The sequence below is a fragment of the Priestia sp. 40 genome (assembly GCF_049368575.1).
GTDB lineage: Bacteria > Bacillota > Bacilli > Bacillales > Bacillaceae_H > Priestia > Priestia zanthoxyli.
Map to the genome: position 1 here is coordinate 180,283 of NZ_JBMPZA010000016.1, position 17,908 is coordinate 198,190.

Genomic DNA, 17,908 nt, shown 5'->3' on the forward strand with positions numbered 1-17,908 from the left:
AGGCGGGATTTTTTTTATTACTCATAAACAGGCATTTTGTACTCTGCGCAAAATTTCATATGCACGATTCCCGGCTAACTCTGTCAATTCTTCAAATTTTTCATCTCTTTTCAAATCGAGTTCAATAATTTCTTTTGCCAGCTCAATAATCTCTTCTTTTTTCAATTGTTGCACCGCCATGTAAAACGCCCTTCCCTTTTAGAATTTATGTATATTCTCACATTTATTTTCTATTCATCATTTTGAAAGCAAGTGATTAACCACAAGGCTTTATCCTGTATGGTTAACCACTTGGGATCGAGTTAATCATTAGTTTATAGGACTCTTTTCCCTATTTCATTATTTATGTCACTTTTTCTCACATAGTAATTCAAAAATATAACATATATATGTTAGAATGTATTACATGTTATAAATTTTTGTATTTTTTTCCTTTATAATAATAACATACTACTACGTACTCAGGGGTGAGGGAGATTGTCTACGAATGAAGCGTCATATCGAGATAAAAAAGTCATGTCTATTGGGATTGTAAAAGAATTAACCGGTTTATCAGAAAGGCAAATTCGCTACTATGAGAAAAGAAGCCTGCTCTTTCCGGACCGAACCAATACGGGTATCCGAAAATATTCATTTTCAGACGTCGAACGATTAATGGATATTGCCGATCGTATAGAAGAAGGAGTTCAAACGAGTGAAATACGCACAGAACTGGCTAAAAAAGATGAAGCGAGAAAAATGAAAGAAGTAAAAAACCAAATGCTTCAAGGTCAGTTGAACGCTCATTTCAAGCGGAAGCTATAAAGTATACATACGGTGACTTTTCCGTCTCCGTTTTTATTTCTTTACAGCAGACAAAAAAGCGCATATCTAAAGATATCCGCTTTTTTGTCCGTTAAGCTGAACGCCCTTTAAAGAATTTCGGCTGATGAGAGCTCATGAACTTAGTTTTAGATAAAATGAACATCACCGATCCGCCCCAAATGAACAAAAAGGCAATCATCTCCACGCTAGAAAACGGTTCGTGATACACGAATACCCCTAATAAAAGCGTCATGGTAGGAGCAATGTACTGTAAAAAACCGACCATCGATAGCGGAATAAGTGGGGCCCCTTTAGCGAAATACAATAGTGGCATAGCTGTAGCAATACCGCCTCCAATTAAAAGAGAACTCACATCAAGCGACTGAAGGGAAAAACTTGAAGATCCTTTCACTAAAAGAAAAATAAAATAAATAACTGCAATAGGTGCAACCATCATCGTTTCAATCGTTAATCCTACTTTTGCTTCTAATTGAATAGTCTTTTTTACAAGACCGTACAAACCAAAGCTAAACGCTAAGCTTAATGATACCCATGGGATATGTCCGTATGTAACTGTCATAACGATAACACCTATAGCAGCCAATCCAACAGAAGCACCCTGCCAAAAATTAAGCTTCTCTTTTAAAACGACTATACCAAGCAAAATACTAACGAGCGGATTGATGTAGTAACCTAAACTTGTTTCAATAATATGATTATGGTTAACCGCCCAAATGTAAACGAACCAGTTGATGCTGATCAGCACTGATGCCACAAATAAAATGACCGCTTGTTTCGTATTACGAAATAATAAACCAAGCGTCTTCTTTAAAGAACTCATTTGCTTTGTCACAAGCAAAAGTAAAAGCATAAAAACAAATGACCATATAACGCGGTGAGCGAGTATTTCATTCGCATTCACCTCGCCAAGAAGCTTCCAGTAAAGCGGAAAAAGCCCCCACATAACGTAAGCGCTGGCTGTATAAACAATACCTGCTCGTTTAGAATCTTGATTCATTTCTCAACCTCTTTTCTTTATCTCTCTGTCTCTTATCATTATAGATGCATTTACCTCTTTTTTATAGCTTTATTTTGCCTATCGAAATAGCTCATAAAAAAAAACGATCGCTTTTAGCTCGACCGTTTTTTATACGTTATTTTTTAGGTTGTTTAAATACTTTGGCACTGCGAATATACTCTACGTCTTGTACATTTTCTCGCGCGTTAGCAATTCGAGCCGCAGCAAAGAAATAATCGGATAAACGATTTAAATACTGAAGCACCGCCACATTAATTTTATGCTCACGCTGCACGCCAACAACAAGCCGTTCTGCACGGCGTGTAATCGTCCGGCAAATATGAAGCGTTGTCGCTGCAGGCGTGCCTCCAGGTAAAATAAAACGCTCAATGGCCGGGGCTTCTGACATATAGACATCAATGCGCTTTTCAAGTACTGATATCATGTCATTTGTTACTTTGTACGGATGATCATCTTTTGCAAATGCTAAATCACTTCCGCAGTCAAAAAGCTCATGTTGAATCGTAACTAGCTCTTCTTTTACATCTTTTAGTGTGGTGTCATCCAGCTGATAAATCGCTTGACCTACAAAGCCATTTAGCTCATCAATCGTACCGTATGCTTCCACTCTAATATCATCTTTATTTACTCTTCCTCCAATTAAGCTTGTTTGCCCTTTATCCCCTGTTTTTGTGTAAATGTTCATTGTACTTCCTCCTTCAATCGATTAGCAATTCCGTACCAAATGTGATCTACTTTCTTGGCATGTGCCGCTAAATGCTGATACGCATACCCGCATTCATCTCTCCACTGCCGCTCTGTTGGATCTAAAGGAACAATCCCTTTGCCGACTTCAGTTCCAATCACTATTAACTGTTCCCATACACCGCTGTCTCTCCACTTCTGTATTAACTTTTTAACAACAAGGTGCGGAGACTCCAGCTCGCTATGTACTAATTCCTTAACATAGTGCTCAAATCCTTCTAGCACGATGTAACTTTCTTCGAACTCAAACGCTGGCAAAACAGCGTCTTCATACAAACAATGCCATTTTATCGACTCACTGGCATAATGCTGCTTCACCCATTTTCTTTTGCCGGTAAATGCACCGCCGAATACGAAATGCATGCTCTTCTCTCCTTTGCCTGTTTGTATGTACACGTTACTGAAAAACCTTCTCCGTAAGAAAAAGAAACATCCCAAAGTGACGCTGTCTGTTTAAAATGGGATGCAAGTAAACGCAGTGGTCCGCCGTGTGAAACAATAGCAATGTGATGCAATTGCTGACTGGCCGCCAAATCGATTGCTTCTTCCCAAGCTTCCCAAATTCGGTTTGAAAAGCATGAGAAGCTTTCACCATTCGGAGGCGTATGTTCTGTCCAGTGGTCAATCCAATTTCTATATGCCCGTATGTTTTTTAAATCTTCATACGTCTTCTCTTCCCAATCTCCAAAATGCAGCTCACGCCAATTTTTACTTTTAACCACCTGAGATTTAGGAAAAACAACTGAACTTGTTTCTAGCGCTCTTTTTAAGTCACTGGAAATCACGAGCTGAGGCTCTAGAAAAAGCTCTTTTAATTCATTTTTCCCTTCTATACTTAAAGGCGGATCACTCCACCCTATATATTTTTTCTGTTGATTTTCAAGCGTCATGCCGTGACGAATACATGTGATAACCAAAGAATTATCCATAAAAACGTTTCTCCTCCTTCAATGGTTGCCCCTATAACATCTCCTGTTACGCCACCAAACTGCGAACGATAAAACCGTATCCACAGCCACAAAAAACCGGCAAAGAAAAGAATAATGAATTTATTGTCCATAAAAACAGCGAAAATAGCAACTAAGAATAGGCTCATGACGATAAATGCATAAATAGACCGTTTGGTGACTCCTTTTTGAAAATAAGCAGCAAGCCCCGTATCTTTAGCGGGCTTATCTCTCATCACTAAGAAAGCGGCTCCGATTCTTGGAAGTGTAAAGACGGTTATACATGCCCAAACCGATAAAGAAGACAGAGACGTTAATTCATAGATTGCACTAAAGCGCAGCAGAAGCAGAACAATAAGAGAAAGAATAGCAAAAGACCCAACGTGCGGATCGCTTAAAATCTGCAGTTTCTTTTCCTTTGACTGATGGGAAAAATACGCATCACTTACATCCATCCACCCGTCTACATGAAGACCACCCGTTAAGACAAGCGGCAAAAGCAAAACTAAAATACTGCTAACAATAGCAGTGATAGGTGAATAGTGAAGCAGCTGTAAAAAGCTATAAAACATTAAACCTAGTAATATGCCAATCCAAGGCAGCACAAAAAGTGAGCGTGCTGTCCTTTTTTCAGTCCATTGAACGGTTTTAGCCAGTGGTAAGATCGTAAAAAACTGAAGAGAGATTCGTAGTATGGCTATCCATTCTTTCATTTGCTTACACATTCCTTTCCTTTTTTAAAACGGGAAAGTCCCGCTTCTACACAAATAGCCACATCTGCTTTTTCTACAATATACTGATGTAATTTCCCCAACATATGCATATAGCTATATGTTGGCTCCTCTAACACACCCGCTTCAAACAGTTCATTAGATACTAGCACGACCGTCTGAGACTGCGCAAACAGCTTATCGAGCGCTTTTATCATATGATGAAAAACCTCTTGTTTGCCTTCTTTTGTTTGCCACCTTTTTTCTGTTAAAAAAAGCTCATTGGCAAGCCAGTTCGTGACACAATCCAAAAGTACAGCATCATCACTTTGAAGATTTGGAAGAATTTGTTGTAAATCTACAGACTGTTCGATCGTTACCCAAGACGTATTCGCTGCCTGGCGTTCTTTTTGGTGAAGCTGAATGCGTTTTTTCATTTCATTATCTGTTTGCCGGCTTGTGGCAATATAAACAGCGCGCTTTGTACAAAAAGTTTGAACCATATTCTCCGCTGCACGTGATTTTCCGCTTCGAACGCCTCCGCTAATAAAGATGATCATATTTCATCGAGTCCTTGTTTGATTACTTTAAGTAAATAGTCATTTTCTTCTTTCGTTTTCACAGCCAAACGGATATAGCGTCCATTTAAAAATGGGAAGTTTTCAGTATGTCGGGCTACCACACCGTGGCTTGCTAAATAGCCAAGCCATTCACGCGTTTTAATAGGAGACGGAACGCTGCAAAGATAATAGTTTGTTTGAGAAGGAGAAACCAAAAGCCCCCATTCCTTGAGTTGACTCAAGATCCGTTTTCGTTCTTGTTTAATATAATGTACGGTGTTTTTCACAAAGTCTTTTTCATCTACACATATCATCCCTACTTGCTGCGACAATCCATTTACACTCCAAGGAGGCTGCTTTTTAGACATCTCGCTGATGACTTTTTCATTTGCCAAGATATAGCCAAGCCGAAGCCCGGCAATATTAAACATCTTTGTCATCGAACGCACAATAATGATATGTTCATAATCCAGAATAAGAGAATCAAATGAAGGCTGATGTTCGACAAAATCAATAAATGCCTCATCAATCATTAAGTATGTACCATGATGAGCAGCAGCTTTTACTACTTTCATCCACTCCTCATGATTATACATAACGCCCGTTGGATTATTCGGGTGACAAATCCACAGTACTTTTATGTCCGGTAGAATACTCATAACCAATTCTATATCCCAGCTCCAGCCACTTTCTTCAACCAAAGGAACGTACGTCACTTCACATCCATAAGCTTTACTTGCCTGTTCGTATTCAACGAAAGTCGGCTGTACAATCCCTGCTTTCTCTTCTGAAAATAAAGAAGCAATAAGGAAAAACGCTTCAGCAGCGCCATTTGTAGGCAGCACTTGAGCAGCTGAAACACAATGGTGAGCTGCAAGTTTATTTTTTAGCTCTATTACTTGAGGATCAGGATAACTAAACGCTGCATCCTTGAATTCGTTCCACTTTTCGTGAAGCACAAGGGGAGCCCCTAAAGGATTTGTGTTCACGCTAAAGTCTTTTAGATGCGACAAATTCTCTGCCCCTATTGCTTTTAAAAAGACATGAGGATTAGCTCCATGTGTAGGTAATAGCACTAATAATTCCTCCTAACAAAAGATATAATAACCACGTAGCATAGACCGTCCTTTTCATAATGAAAACAGCTTGTTCAATATGACCGGCTTGCAGGGGAATGAGTGGTTCACCCATTTTTGCACGATTAGATTCTATGCCTTTATATGTATTAAGCCCGCCGAGTTGAATACCTAAAAGAGCAGCCACTGCGCTTTCCCCGTATCCGCTATTTGGACTTGGATGCTTTTTAGCATCGCGCTTAATCAAACTCGTTACATGCCAAAGAGAATATTGGCTTTTTGCTACATTGACAGCGGTCATCACCACTGCAGTTAACCGACTCGGAATATAGTTTAATACGTCATCAGTTTTTGCACTAAAATAGCCGAACAGAAAGTAGCGGTCATTTTTGTACCCAACCATCGAATCACATGTGTTAATAGCTCGGTAAAAAAAGGCTAGGGCTCCTCCTCCTATAAATGCATAAAAAAGCGGAGCTGTAATACCATCACTTGTATTTTCAGCCACGGTCTCTACCGTCGCTCTGGCAATTTCTCCTTCTGACAAACGATCTGTATCTCGTCCCACAATCATGCTTACTTCATATCTAGCTTTCTCCATATCTCCTAGCTGAAGCGGCTTTTGCACCTTATAAGCAGCTTCGCTTAAGGAACGAGTGGATATGGTAGTTGCAATTATTACGCCCTCTACTAAAACACCTAGTATAAAATGAACTCCGTACAAAGCATGGAGAAATAAGAAAGGAACAACTCCTGCGAGCACCACCATACTTATCACAAGAAGCAATCCTTTGAATCGTTTTCTTGCACCTTTATTTAATCTGGAATCCATCCAATAAATCCACTTGCCAAACCAGCGAACGGGATGCGGCCAATTTTCTGGGTCGCCTATGATTCGGTCAATGAGTAAAGCAATCGTCATGGCCGTCAGGTGTGCAATTATCGCTTGCGTAATACTCATTTCTTCACCTCTTTCCCTTAAGTGCCTGCTCTAAGCTTATTTTTACCAGCTTGGCTACCGCTTGACCTAAAGCGGTCATAGAGCCTGCATATTCATATAATGGTCCTTGCTGAGACGCTGCAACTGAGATGCTGTCTGTAGATGTTCCCGTAGCAATCGTCTTTGTAGCTGGATCTATGACACCCAGCTGTGACAGCGTTTTTGTTTTGGCTTCTGTAGCCGCAATAAAAAGCTGTAAAAACGCAGCATCCGTAAGCGTGCCTTCCACGAAAAAAAACATATTAATTGTACCGGGAGAGGAATAGAACGGGACAGCTTCGTCAGCTGTAATATCCACTGCGTTTCCTACGCCAGCCGTTATCACGGAAGCTACTCTTACTCCGTAGCCTTCATAACAGTAAATTGCTCTTTCTTTTAACCAAACGGCTGTCATCAACCCTACGATTTGCTCATGGCGAACATTTTCTTTCATCAAATATTGCTCATACTCTAAAGAAGGAGTATCTGAATAATAGTCTTTATGAACAAATCGATTGTAAAAGGTGTCCGTTTCCGTGATGCCTGTTCCTAAAACGCCTGAGCTGTATGTTTTATAAGACGTCTCGGTTTTCATGATTAAAAGCTCAGGCCGTTCTTCAATTTTAAGATGTGAAAAGGGACCAATCCCCTTTTCAATTCGAACTGGAATATGGTCCCTCTTTTTATTTATTGTACACCTCAGGGTATACTGCTTTTGCTAAGTCCTCTAAGCCATCTACAATACGAGGTCCTAAGCGGTTGATTTTGTTTTGATCAACCTTCTCGATGTTACCCTCTTTTACAGCAGTCATGCTGCTCCAAGCGGGACGCTTCATAATCTCATTTTTGTCTGCATCATACGTTGCGATAATAACGTCAGGGTTTAGCTTAACAACTTGCTCTTCAGAAAACTTAACCCAACCCTTTTCACTAGCAGCTACGTTATCAGCACCGATCATAGTAAGCATTTCGTTCATGAACGTACCTTTTCCTGTTGTATAAACCTCAGGAGCTCCTGATACCTCTATCCATACTTTTTTACGATCTTCTTTTGAAATCGTTTTTGCTTTTTTCTCAATTGAAACTACTTTTTCTTTCATGTCTTTAATTGTTTGATTAGCTTCTTTTGTTTTACCCGTTAATTTACCGATTTGCGTAATAGAATCATAAACCGTATCAAACGTTGTTGAATCTTTTACAACAAATACCGGAATACCCGCACTTTCAATTTGTTTAAATACTTCATCCGAAACGCCCATACTTGAAGCGTGTGCCAGGACTAAATCAGGATTTAAAGCGATAACTTTTTCTGCATTAACGTTCATATCTCCCACCTGCGCTTTTTTCTTTACGCTTTTAGGATAATCATCGTTGCTTGTGACACCGACTAATTCTTTTTCAAGGCCAAGGGCATATACAATCTCCGTATTACTTGGCATTAATGAAACAATTTTCTTAGGCTGTTTTTTCAACGTAATTTCTTTATCACGTGCGTCTTTTACCTTTACTGGAAACGCAGCTTGTGACGTTTGTGCTGTATCTTGCTTCGTTTTTTTATCACTGTTGCTTTGGCTGCCTGCACCGCATGCAGCAAGTACGATGACTAACAGTGCAATAATGGAATACGAAAGCCATTTTTTCATTTAAATACTCCCCCTATATATTGTTCATTGTGAATACGAAACCTCCACGTTAAAGAAAAAGCAAATGATCATGCAAAAAGCAGCGCTATCCCGTTTTTCCGCTTTGACTATGTATACTGCTCGCCGGCAGCTTCAAAATAAAAAAGCTTTACTTTCAATTGAAAGCAAAGCAGGTAACGTCAAGATAAGCAGGAAAAGAATCCGTTCACTATACTTGATATGTATGTTCATTACCCTGCTTCACCCTTCCTCGAAGGTTTCACAGCTAACAATAAGGCAGGTCTCCTGACTTACGCACAAAGCGCTTACAGTGGCGGGACCGCGCTGGTTTTTCACCAGACTTCCCTTTTCACTCAATCTTTAAATTGAGACCTTATTGCTTTACGATTATTCACTTGTCCTAGTATACCCCACTCATCGAAAAATGGAAATAGCCATTCTCATAAAAAAAGCTGCGAGAATGCTCTCGCAGCTTAGGGAATTAAAGAGTTGCTAAAAATTCACGGACCGCTTCAGGCGTTTTAGCATTTGCACTGTGCAGGTGCGCAATTTTTTCACCGTTTTTATATACAAGAAGAGACGGAATACCCATTACATTGTTTTCAGCAGAAAGTTCTTCAAACTCATCCTTGTCAATTTTAAACCATGCTTTATCTGTATTTTCGTCAACGATTTCATCAATGAACATATCCAAACGTTTGCAATCAGGACACCACGTTGTCGTAAAAATCCCAACGCTTAGTGTTTCGTTCTTAATTTGTTCGCGAAATTGTTTTTCTTCCGTAAATTGTTTCATTGTGTTACCTCCGGCATCTATTCGTTCCTTCTCACTATTCTATGGTAAGAAGTCTGACTTCATTATAAACGATTTTTTTATCGTTGTGCTAATGTTTCAGCTTATTTAGACCATAACGGTTTTAGACGTAAAAAAATGCTAGCTTAAAAAAGCTAACATTTCGAAATCGTAGAATGTTGTGTCTATTATCAGCTAAACCATTTAGGCGGCATGTTTCGGTTCCAATAAATTTTCCCTAAATCATAATGCTTTTGAAAATTATCTGCAGCTGCATGATAGTGAAAATTAAACCAGTATCCATCTTTTGGAGGATTTTCGCGCCGTACATGAAATCGTATTAAGTCCTGACCGGTTTCCCGGTCATATACATGGAAAATCTTTTCACCGTAGCCAGCAGCAGGGTGCTCGCTTATCTCGAGATTCTGAATTGACTGTTCACGTTCAGTGCCAATGTCGGTCAGCACTTCTTCAATTTTAGGTAACACTGCTTGACGAAATTCATCTTCAATGACAGGCCCAATTTTTGTTCCGAATTTTTCCACTGACTGTTTTTCAGCTGATTCCATTGCATACGTAACAAATGATGAAACGTCTTCATATTTTGGTTCTTCATATGGCAAATGAATATCTTCTATAACAGCTGTGACAGGAGTTGTTTCTCTTACATACCCTGCTTTATGTTGCTTGTCCGCTTTTGCATCATCAACGTATAAATATTCTGGTGGAGTGACAAGCCCAAATGTAAATACTGTAATAAATACAACTAGCATTCTTTTTATCCATCTAGGCATTCGTATCTTTCCTTTCTCATCTTTTCCCATATGGTCTTTTCATATCGTAAAATTCATTATCATAACTCACTAGGTATTGTAACATACTTATTAATTTTTTACCTATATTTGCTTATTCATTTATGCTGTCTACGGGCATTCGAAGACTTTTTAGTTAGCACCTTCCTTCTTCTGTTTGAGGTTGTCACACCGAGCGGAAACCTATACAAGATATTCCTTTTTTGCTGGATGCTTAAACACAAAAGTATTTTTATGTTCAAAAATATATCATACTTTTATGAACTTTAGATGAAATTCATAAAAAAAACTTCCAAAACTTTTTAATTCCTAAAAGGTTTTGGAAGTCTTTTCAATGAACGTTATCCATTTTACTTTTTTGTTTATTTTTGTATATCAATTGTCCCGTAATGAAATTTTGATGTTTTTCGTTTTTGCACGGTAAATCCGTGTTCTTCAAAACGACTGCTTTTCCAATGATCTTTGAGCACGACCTTTTGTTTGGCTACTCTTTTTGCTTCTTGTATAGCCATTGGTGTCAGCGCGGTATACAGTGCTATTGCTTTAATACCGTTAATTCCATTCGATCCATCAATTTGCTCTTGAAACATAGGGTCAAAGTAGACAACATCAAAAGAATTATCTTCACAACACGCCAAAAACGATTCAAAATTTTGATGAACCACGTTTATACGCTTCATTGCATCATTCAACTCTTGTACGTCACTTTCCCAATTTAAAAGTCCTTGTTTGACTAAATAAGCTACATAGCGGTTGCCTTCTAGTCCGACAACTTTTCCACTTTTCCCTACCGCTGCGCTCGCCATCATACTATCCGACGCAAGACCAAGTGTACAGTCAAGCACGCTCATTCCGTTTTCCAAACTAGCAGCTTCAATAAACGGATCACGTTCTCCGCGCAGCCATCTCTTCACTCTAAACATAGCGGAATTTGGATGAAAAAAAATAGGTTCTTCTTCATTTTGGACGTGCAATTCTACTCTATTTTTACCGACAACCAGCACGTCTGCAGCTTCAAGATTTTGAAGATCTGCGACAGATTTCTTCTCTCTTGTTACAAAAGGTATACTTAAATCAGCGGCTACCTGCTTGGCTTTTACAATCATCTGTTCATTTGTTCGACCAGCAGTCGTAACAATCACTTTCATAACTCCCCCCTACACTGTTTGGCTATTTACATAAAGAAAAAGGATGCCCATAGACATCCTTTTTCTTATAAAGTATATGCGATTTTTCTTTAAAAATCTATATACTAGATGTGACAAAAGCAGGACATTTTATGAACAGTGCTGCTTAAAGCCATTTAAAATGTTTTCAAAAATAACTTCTAACGGCTGACCTTCAATTTCGTGTCGAGGAATAAAATGAACGACTTCTTTTCCTTTTAAAAGCGCCATAGACGGTGATGAAGGCTCAATGTCTCCGAAATATTCACGCATTTTAGCTGTTGCTTCCTTATCTTGACCGGCAAAAACTGTTACCACTTGATTTGGTTTTTGCTCAGACTGTAAATACGCTTGCGTTGCTGCAGGACGTGCTAAACCAGCAGCACACCCACAAACTGAATTAACGACAACAAAAGTTGTTCCTTCAACATTTTCCATAAAATCAACTACGGCTTCTTCTGTTGTTAATTCTTCATAACCAGCTTGAGTTAATTCTTGACGCATTGGTTTAACTAACTGACGCATATATTCTTCATATGCCATTGACATATTAACATTCCTCCTAACAATCATTCACGCTAAAAGCATACTATAAAACCCAGGAAAAATCTAGCTACTCACCTTTCAAATCCTCATCGTTGTCCCATTCCCCTTTTCCATTTGACAAAAAAAGATTAAAACCGGGTCATATCATCTAATTTTTTTCCATAAAAATGTCGATTTTTACTATTAATATTCCATTTTTTGTACTATAGTAGTAAATAGTAGTTTAGTAGAAAGGATTTTCAAATTGAACCAACGATTTAAACCGAACCAACGATTTAAGCCAAACAAACGATTTTATGCATTCTTGTCTCTAGTGTTAGTGATCGTCGCTTCTTTGTTTTTTATTACAGAAGCCAAAGGAAGTGAATCCGCTGCATCTCAGCAAATCTTAGCATCTACTGCGTTGCCGCTGAAAGAAGCTGCATCTTCAGCACAACCTGAGAAGCTGCTTAATACACTTCACCATAATATGTATGTAGCAAATACGGTGAACGATCAAAATCAAGCTCTTACAAAGCCTGTTTACCTTACGTTTGACGATGGTCCAACGCCCGATACTCTTCATATTTTAGATGCTTTGCGACAATATAACGTAAAAGCAACTTTCTTTATGTTAAAGTATCAAATTGACGCTCACCCTGAAATTGCTAAAAAAGTAGCACAAGAAGGACATGCCATCGGCTGTCACGGCGTCTCTCATGATATTCATGTCATGTATAGTGAAGACGGCGCTGCATTAAAAGAAATGCAGGAGTGTCAAGCGACAGTTAAGAAAGTAACCGGTGTTGACAGTAAGTTAATCCGCGTTCCTTACGGCAGCGTTCCTTATTTAAAAGAGCCGCACCGTACAGAGTTGCTAAGCCACTTTAAATTATGGGACTGGAATGTAGACAGTGAAGACTGGGCACTTCGTTCTGCACCTAGAATTATTCAGGGCCTTGAACCTCATATTCAAGGGGTTAACTCCAATGGAAGAACACCCGTCATTTTATTTCATGACAAATCCTTTACGGCACAGTCTCTGCCGACTATTTTGACTTACTTAAAACAGTCCGGTTATCAGCCTATTAAAATTGATAACACGATGCAGCCTATGCAGTTTCCAACTCCCGCTGCAAAACAGTCATAAAAAAAGATCATTCAAGTGAATGATCTTTTTTTATGCTTTTCTGCTTTCCGTCATTTGTTTCCAAACGGAACCTTTTGCTTCTTCTCCGCCTTCGATACGTTCAATTGCTAGCTTGATTTGTAAATCTACCTCAAATTCTTTATCATTCTCTGCTGCTTTTAATGCAGGAAGAGCCGTCTCGTCCCCTACCTCGTATAAATACATAGCTGCACGCCAGCGCACAAGCTTGTTTTTATCACCAAGAGCTTCACACATTGCCGGAATACCTTCTTCAAAACCTAAATCCGACATGCAGTCTCCAGCAGTACGGCGCACAGTGACTGATTTATCTTTTAATGCTTTGTATAAATAAGGCAGTACCGCTTTTGATTCAATCATTCCTAAGTAGACCGTAGCTAAGCGGCGAATAGATGCTTTTTCATCATCAAGCGCTTTATTTAAAACGTCTAAATCAGCTTCTGTTGGATCCATTTGTTCTAAATGGGCATAGCGCACTGACCAATCTTTGTCTTCTAGCATCTCTTCTGTAACTTTATAGGTTTTACGCGGCTGTACCGTTTTTCCGCCTTCTTTTTCTTCTTGTGCATTAGATACAAGGCGAGTTAATCTTTCTTGCGGATATGCCGCTGCTAATTCTTCCACTACTTCGTCTCCGATAGCCGCTAACTCTCCGTAACGAACGCCTTGTTCCTTCCATTTCCGTTCTAATACTACGTTATCTGAAAAGCTTTGAAGCTCTGCTACCGCTTTGGCGAATCGTTCGGGCAGACCAAAGCGCTTTTCTTCATTTCCGTCCGTTAGCTTAACTTGCATTGGTACGTTTTTGAACATTTGAACGGACACATTGACTTCACCAAAATGCTCATTCATTTTGTGCTGTTCACTGTCACTTTGCAAATCTTCACCAAACGCTGCACGAACTTGCGGCAAAATTTGCTTCCAATCATATTTAGCATTTCGCTCTACTGCTAAGAAGTCCGCTACATGGTAGACTCCTTTTACCCCTTCTACTTTTAAAATATCTTGAACAACTTCCGGGGCCGCTTCAGCATTCTTTTCCGTATAGTTATTGCTTTTTCCGCCTGATAATACTTCGTCTAAATTAATTTTCATTGTATTCGGACTTGGCGTTGGCTCAATTGATTTAATGTTCATGTCGTATCGTACTCCTCTCATTAAAATTGTAGCATGTGGCTTATACTCAGTCTAACGACTTGTTTACGCATTTTCAATTTCTTCAATCAGCTCTGAAAGCTCTGCCCAGCGATCAAGCAGTGCACTTAATTCTTCATTTGCTTTTTCTTGTTCTAACGATAGGTTATGCGCTTTTGTATAATCGCTGCCCACCTGTTCAATTTCACTTGTTAAGCGTTCAATTTCTTCTTCTTTTGCTGCAATATTATCTTCGATTTCTTCCCATTCTTTTTGTTCTTTATAAGTCAAGCGACGCTTTTTGGTTTTCTCCGGCTGTTTTGGCTTTTCTTCTTTCACTTTAGCCTGCTGAGCTATTGCCTGCTTCTTTTTCACCGCTTCTTCTAATTGATCTGTATAAGCGCCAAAATAAGTCGAAATGTTTCCTTCTCCTTCAAAGACAAGTAAGTAATCTGCTACTTTATCTAAGAAATAACGATCATGTGATACGGTGATAACGACACCTGGAAATTCTTCAAGGTAGTCTTCAAGCACCGTTAGCGTTTGAGTATCCAAATCATTAGTCGGCTCATCTAGCAGCAAAACATTTGGCGATGTCATCAACAATTTCAATAAATATAAACGACGGCGCTCTCCTCCGGACAACTTTTGAATCGGTGTTCCATGTGTATGTGAAGGAAATAGAAATCTCTCAAGCATTTGCGATGCAGAGATCATTTTTCCATCCGTCGTATGCACAACTTCTGCGGATTCTTTAATATAATCAAGCATGCGTTGATTCAAGTCCATATCGTCGCTTTCTTGAGTATAGTAAGCAACTTTAACCGTTTGTCCTCTGTCAATTTCACCGCTATCCGGCTCGATTCTCCCTGCAATCATATTCAACAGGGTAGACTTTCCGCTTCCATTTTTTCCGACAATCCCAATTCGATCTTGTTTTTTAACGATGTGGGTAAAGTCTGAAAGAATGATTTTATTTTCATACGTCTTAGACACATCTTTTAATTCAAACACTTTTTTCCCAAGGCGGCTGCCTGCTAAACTTAAATCTAGTGATTCTTTTTCAGAAGAATCGAGTTTTCCTTCTAATTCATCAAATCGCTGAATACGCGCTTTTTGTTTAGTCGTACGCGCTTTTGCTCCTCGGCGAATCCAAGCCAATTCATTGCGATATAAGTTACTTAATTTTGCTTGAGTTGCTTTTTCCTGCTCTTCTCGAATCGCTTTTCCTTCTAGAAAAGCAGCATAGTTTCCTTTATAGCTATATAAATTTCCACCGTCTAACTCAAAAATTCGGTTTGTAACAGCATCCAAGAAATAGCGATCATGAGTAACAAGCAATACGGCTCCTTGATATTTGGATAAATATTCTTCGAGCCATTTAACGGTCTCATAGTCCAAGTGGTTAGTCGGCTCATCTAAAATCAATAAATCAGGTGTTTGAATCAGACTTTGGGCAATGGATACCCGCTTTTTCTGTCCACCTGAAAGCTCACCAATTTTTGCACTCATATTTGAAATTCCAAGCTTCGTTAAGATCGACTGTGCGTTAGAATTGGCTTCCCACGCGTTCATCGCATCCATTTTCTGCTGTAAATCATACAGTGTTTGCTGGTTTTTTTCGTTTGCAGAATCTTGCTCTAACGCATACAGAGCCAGCTCATAGTTTTTTAGTAAGTTAAGAAGAGGAGTATCTCCGCTGAAAACTTGCTCTAAAACCGTTAAGCCTTCATCAAAATCCGGATGCTGCGGTAAATATGTCACGCTGTAGTCTTTAGCATGAACAATATCCCCTTCATCTCCAAGCTCTAGACCTGCGATAATTTTAAGAAGCGTCGATTTCCCTGTTCCATTTACACCAATTAAGCCGATTCGCTCGTTTTCTGTAATGGTAAACGTTAGCTGATGAAACAGCTCTTTTTCTCCGTATGTTTTTGTTAAGTTTTCAACAGTCAGCATTTTCATAATGATAATTCCACTCTTTCTTAAATTGAACTAAAAATTCTTTCATATATGTATGTCGCTCTTGCGCTAGAGACCGTGCTGTTTGAGTATTCATTAACGCAGTGAGCTTTAATAACTTTTCATAAAAATGTGCAATAGCCGTTGATTTCCCGTGTCTGTATTCTTCTTCCGTCATCTCACTTCGTACAGCAATGTTTTCATCATACAGGGCCGTGCCTTTAGCACCTGCATACATAAACGTACGTGCGATACCAATTGCACCGATCGCATCTAAACGATCTGCATCTTGAACAATTTGACCTTCAAGCGTAGCCATAGCCGGACGATTTCCGCCTTTAAATGACATCGTTTGTAAAATGTGAACGATATGCTTGCAGTTCTCTTCTTCTACGTGCTGACTCTTCAGCCACTCCCGCACTTCTTCGTACGCCTTTTCAACATCTTCCACTAGCTTATCATCTACAACGTCGTGTAAAAGCGCGGCTAGTTCAATCACTTCCCGATTGCCGCCTTCTTTTTTATATAAAAGCACTGCATTTCGACGCACACGATCGATATGCTGCCAGTCATGTCCCGTCGTGTCATGTGCAAGCTTTGCTTGAACCCACTTTTCCGTCTTTTCTCTTTTGTTCATTTGCTCACCTCAATTATATCCACCATTATTTTAGCACAAAGTAAGGCGCTCGTCTCACTGACAGCTGAGCACCCTTTGAAAACCCTGGCTGAAAAACAAAAAACAGATGGAGATCCACCTGCTTTTACAGCAATTCTTTTATATCTTTTTGAATATCTTTTGGTGCAGTTTGAGGTGCGTATCGCTTCACGACTTCACCTTGACGATTCACTAAAAACTTTGTGAAATTCCACTTTATCGCTTTAGAACCTAGTAGACCCGGTGCTTGTTCCGTTAAGTATGTAAATAACGGATGTGCATGCTCACCTTTTACATCTACTTTTGCAAACATTGGAAACGAAACGCCGTAGTTTAACTCGCAAAATTGTTCAATATCATTTGAACTTCCTGGCTCTTGACCACCGAACTGATTGCAAGGAAAACCTAGAACCGTTAGACCGTTTTCTTTTTCTTCTTCATACAGCGCCTGTAAATCTTTATATTGAGGGGTGAAGCCGCATTTGCTAGCTGTATTCACAATCAACAGTACGTCACCTTGATAGTTAGATAGTGATACGTCTTCGTCTTTAATTGTTTTTGCAGAGTATTCATACACGCTCATTAAAACGCCTCCTTTTCTCTATTGTAATTCACTTTATTTCTAGAGTACAACTGAAACGCTCTTATGATTTGTCGTAAAGAACCTTTAGCTGGTCAGTCGTTTGCAGCATATAATCAATCATTTCGATTAAATCTCCCACTTGATCTTCGTAAATAAATCGGTTAAAGGTCACCTCAATATTGTTTTCATATTCGTTTGCTCCGACTTCATGAGTAACACGCTGCTTAACAACTCTTGTTGTTCCCCAAATCCGCTCACACATCTCCTGGATGTTTTGAAACTCCGCTTCCTCAAACGGTTTTTGTTTTTTCAGCTGAAAATGAATATAAACTGTACAACCTGGTTTTTCTACACGGGAAGGCGTTAATTCCGCATGAATATTATCTAAGTCGGTTGATAAAGTTAGCGACGCGGTACAGCAAAAATGCTGTTGAAAAGAAATGCGGTACGTTCGAGTAAACTGAGCTAAGTCTACAAAATCTTCGCGATTCGTAACAGATACTTGCCCAGATAAGTCAAGATCATAGATCTCTCCTTCTACAACTACTTTTAAATTATCAAATACAATTGGATCAAACATTTCAACTACTTCCTTTTTTATAAAATAC

22 protein-coding genes and 1 riboswitch are annotated in these 17,908 nt (G+C 39.2%); of the genes, 2 read left to right on the forward strand and 20 right to left on the reverse strand.

The window, feature by feature from the left end; translation table 11 throughout:
• Positions 1–21: 21 nt before the first annotated feature.
• On the reverse strand, positions 22–180 hold the full coding sequence (locus ACO1DI_RS19320; protein WP_013056708.1) for a hypothetical protein: 159 nt from the start codon (positions 178–180) through the stop codon (positions 22–24).
• Between the two features lie 297 nt (positions 181–477).
• Here ACO1DI_RS19320 and ACO1DI_RS19325 point away from each other — a divergent pair, with 297 nt between their 5' ends.
• Positions 478–804, forward strand: a complete 327-nt coding sequence (locus ACO1DI_RS19325) for a MerR family transcriptional regulator (protein WP_013082852.1) — start codon at positions 478–480, stop codon at positions 802–804.
• 91 nt (positions 805–895) lie between these two features.
• On the opposite strand, the gene rarD is transcribed toward ACO1DI_RS19325, so the two are convergent.
• From rarD to ACO1DI_RS19395, 14 genes are all read right to left on the reverse strand, one after another.
• Entirely contained in the window at positions 896–1,822 is a 927-nt protein-coding gene (gene rarD / locus ACO1DI_RS19330; protein WP_423145552.1) for an EamA family transporter RarD, read from the reverse strand.
• A 136-nt stretch (positions 1,823–1,958) separates the two neighbouring features.
• Positions 1,959–2,528, reverse strand: coding sequence for a cob(I)yrinic acid a,c-diamide adenosyltransferase (locus tag ACO1DI_RS19335; protein WP_014460456.1), 570 nt, complete (start codon positions 2,526–2,528; stop codon positions 1,959–1,961).
• Positions 2,525–2,950: a bifunctional adenosylcobinamide kinase/adenosylcobinamide-phosphate guanylyltransferase gene (locus ACO1DI_RS19340; protein ID WP_423145553.1), complete on the reverse strand. Its 426-nt coding sequence runs from the start codon at positions 2,948–2,950 to the stop codon at positions 2,525–2,527. The genes ACO1DI_RS19335 and ACO1DI_RS19340 overlap by 4 nt, the downstream gene beginning before the upstream one ends.
• The gene (locus ACO1DI_RS19345; RefSeq protein WP_182420684.1) at positions 2,902–3,516 is read right to left on the reverse strand and encodes a histidine phosphatase family protein; all 615 of its coding nucleotides are present in this window, start codon (positions 3,514–3,516) and stop codon (positions 2,902–2,904) included. The genes ACO1DI_RS19340 and ACO1DI_RS19345 overlap by 49 nt, the downstream gene beginning before the upstream one ends.
• A complete protein-coding gene (cobS, locus tag ACO1DI_RS19350; RefSeq protein ID WP_423145554.1) occupies positions 3,474–4,247 on the reverse strand; it encodes an adenosylcobinamide-GDP ribazoletransferase in 774 nt (257 codons plus the stop codon). Before cobS ends, ACO1DI_RS19345 begins: the two co-directional genes overlap by 43 nt.
• Positions 4,244–4,804 (reverse strand): bifunctional adenosylcobinamide kinase/adenosylcobinamide-phosphate guanylyltransferase, encoded by a 561-nt coding sequence (locus ACO1DI_RS19355; RefSeq protein WP_098112524.1) that lies wholly within the window; start codon positions 4,802–4,804, stop codon positions 4,244–4,246. Before ACO1DI_RS19355 ends, cobS begins: the two co-directional genes overlap by 4 nt.
• A complete protein-coding gene (gene cobD / locus ACO1DI_RS19360; RefSeq protein ID WP_423145555.1) occupies positions 4,801–5,880 on the reverse strand; it encodes a threonine-phosphate decarboxylase CobD in 1,080 nt (359 codons plus the stop codon). The genes ACO1DI_RS19355 and cobD overlap by 4 nt, the downstream gene beginning before the upstream one ends.
• Complete coding sequence (cbiB, locus tag ACO1DI_RS19365) at positions 5,855–6,841, reverse strand: adenosylcobinamide-phosphate synthase CbiB (RefSeq protein WP_140450751.1); 987 nt, start codon at positions 6,839–6,841, stop codon at positions 5,855–5,857. Before cbiB ends, cobD begins: the two co-directional genes overlap by 26 nt.
• Before the next feature lie 4 nt (positions 6,842–6,845).
• Positions 6,846–7,454, reverse strand: a complete 609-nt coding sequence (locus ACO1DI_RS19370) for an adenosylcobinamide amidohydrolase (RefSeq protein WP_098112521.1) — start codon at positions 7,452–7,454, stop codon at positions 6,846–6,848.
• Positions 7,455–7,542: 88 nt separating this feature from the next.
• Positions 7,543–8,502 carry an ABC transporter substrate-binding protein gene (locus ACO1DI_RS19375; RefSeq protein WP_243549174.1) on the reverse strand — a complete coding sequence of 320 codons (960 nt, stop codon included), beginning with the start codon at positions 8,500–8,502 and terminating at the stop codon, positions 7,543–7,545.
• 258 nt (positions 8,503–8,760) lie between these two features.
• Positions 8,761–8,893: riboswitch (cobalamin riboswitch) on the reverse strand.
• Positions 8,894–8,983: 90 nt separating this feature from the next.
• Positions 8,984–9,298 (reverse strand): thioredoxin family protein, encoded by a 315-nt coding sequence (locus tag ACO1DI_RS19380; RefSeq protein ID WP_013056696.1) that lies wholly within the window; start codon positions 9,296–9,298, stop codon positions 8,984–8,986.
• Positions 9,299–9,486: 188 nt separating this feature from the next.
• Positions 9,487–10,089 (reverse strand): YpjP family protein, encoded by a 603-nt coding sequence (locus tag ACO1DI_RS19385; protein ID WP_025752035.1) that lies wholly within the window; start codon positions 10,087–10,089, stop codon positions 9,487–9,489.
• 380 nt (positions 10,090–10,469) lie between these two features.
• Positions 10,470–11,249 carry a class I SAM-dependent methyltransferase gene (locus ACO1DI_RS19390; RefSeq protein WP_181903763.1) on the reverse strand — a complete coding sequence of 260 codons (780 nt, stop codon included), beginning with the start codon at positions 11,247–11,249 and terminating at the stop codon, positions 10,470–10,472.
• 135 nt (positions 11,250–11,384) lie between these two features.
• A complete protein-coding gene (locus tag ACO1DI_RS19395; protein ID WP_014460467.1) occupies positions 11,385–11,822 on the reverse strand; it encodes a BrxA/BrxB family bacilliredoxin in 438 nt (145 codons plus the stop codon).
• A gap of 241 nt (positions 11,823–12,063) precedes the next feature.
• On the opposite strand from ACO1DI_RS19395, the gene ACO1DI_RS19400 reads away from it, so the two are divergent.
• Positions 12,064–12,948: a polysaccharide deacetylase family protein gene (locus ACO1DI_RS19400; RefSeq protein ID WP_115653683.1), complete on the forward strand. Its 885-nt coding sequence runs from the start codon at positions 12,064–12,066 to the stop codon at positions 12,946–12,948.
• Positions 12,949–12,978: 30 nt separating this feature from the next.
• Here ACO1DI_RS19400 and ACO1DI_RS19405 read toward each other — a convergent pair whose 3' ends face one another.
• The 5 genes from ACO1DI_RS19405 to ACO1DI_RS19425 all read right to left on the reverse strand — a co-directional run bounded on the left by ACO1DI_RS19405 (position 12,979) and on the right by ACO1DI_RS19425 (position 17,880).
• The gene (locus tag ACO1DI_RS19405) at positions 12,979–14,103 is read right to left on the reverse strand and encodes a conserved virulence factor C family protein (RefSeq protein ID WP_014460469.1); all 1,125 of its coding nucleotides are present in this window, start codon (positions 14,101–14,103) and stop codon (positions 12,979–12,981) included.
• Positions 14,104–14,166: 63 nt separating this feature from the next.
• Positions 14,167–16,065, reverse strand: a complete 1,899-nt coding sequence (locus tag ACO1DI_RS19410) for an ABC-F family ATP-binding cassette domain-containing protein (protein WP_014460470.1) — start codon at positions 16,063–16,065, stop codon at positions 14,167–14,169.
• Positions 16,046–16,699 (reverse strand): HD domain-containing protein, encoded by a 654-nt coding sequence (locus ACO1DI_RS19415; protein ID WP_014460471.1) that lies wholly within the window; start codon positions 16,697–16,699, stop codon positions 16,046–16,048. The genes ACO1DI_RS19410 and ACO1DI_RS19415 overlap by 20 nt, the downstream gene beginning before the upstream one ends.
• A 124-nt stretch (positions 16,700–16,823) precedes the next feature.
• Positions 16,824–17,300: a glutathione peroxidase gene (locus tag ACO1DI_RS19420; RefSeq protein WP_014460472.1), complete on the reverse strand. Its 477-nt coding sequence runs from the start codon at positions 17,298–17,300 to the stop codon at positions 16,824–16,826.
• A 61-nt stretch (positions 17,301–17,361) separates the two neighbouring features.
• On the reverse strand, positions 17,362–17,880 hold the full coding sequence (locus tag ACO1DI_RS19425; protein WP_014460473.1) for a hypothetical protein: 519 nt from the start codon (positions 17,878–17,880) through the stop codon (positions 17,362–17,364).
• Positions 17,881–17,908 lie beyond the last annotated feature (28 nt).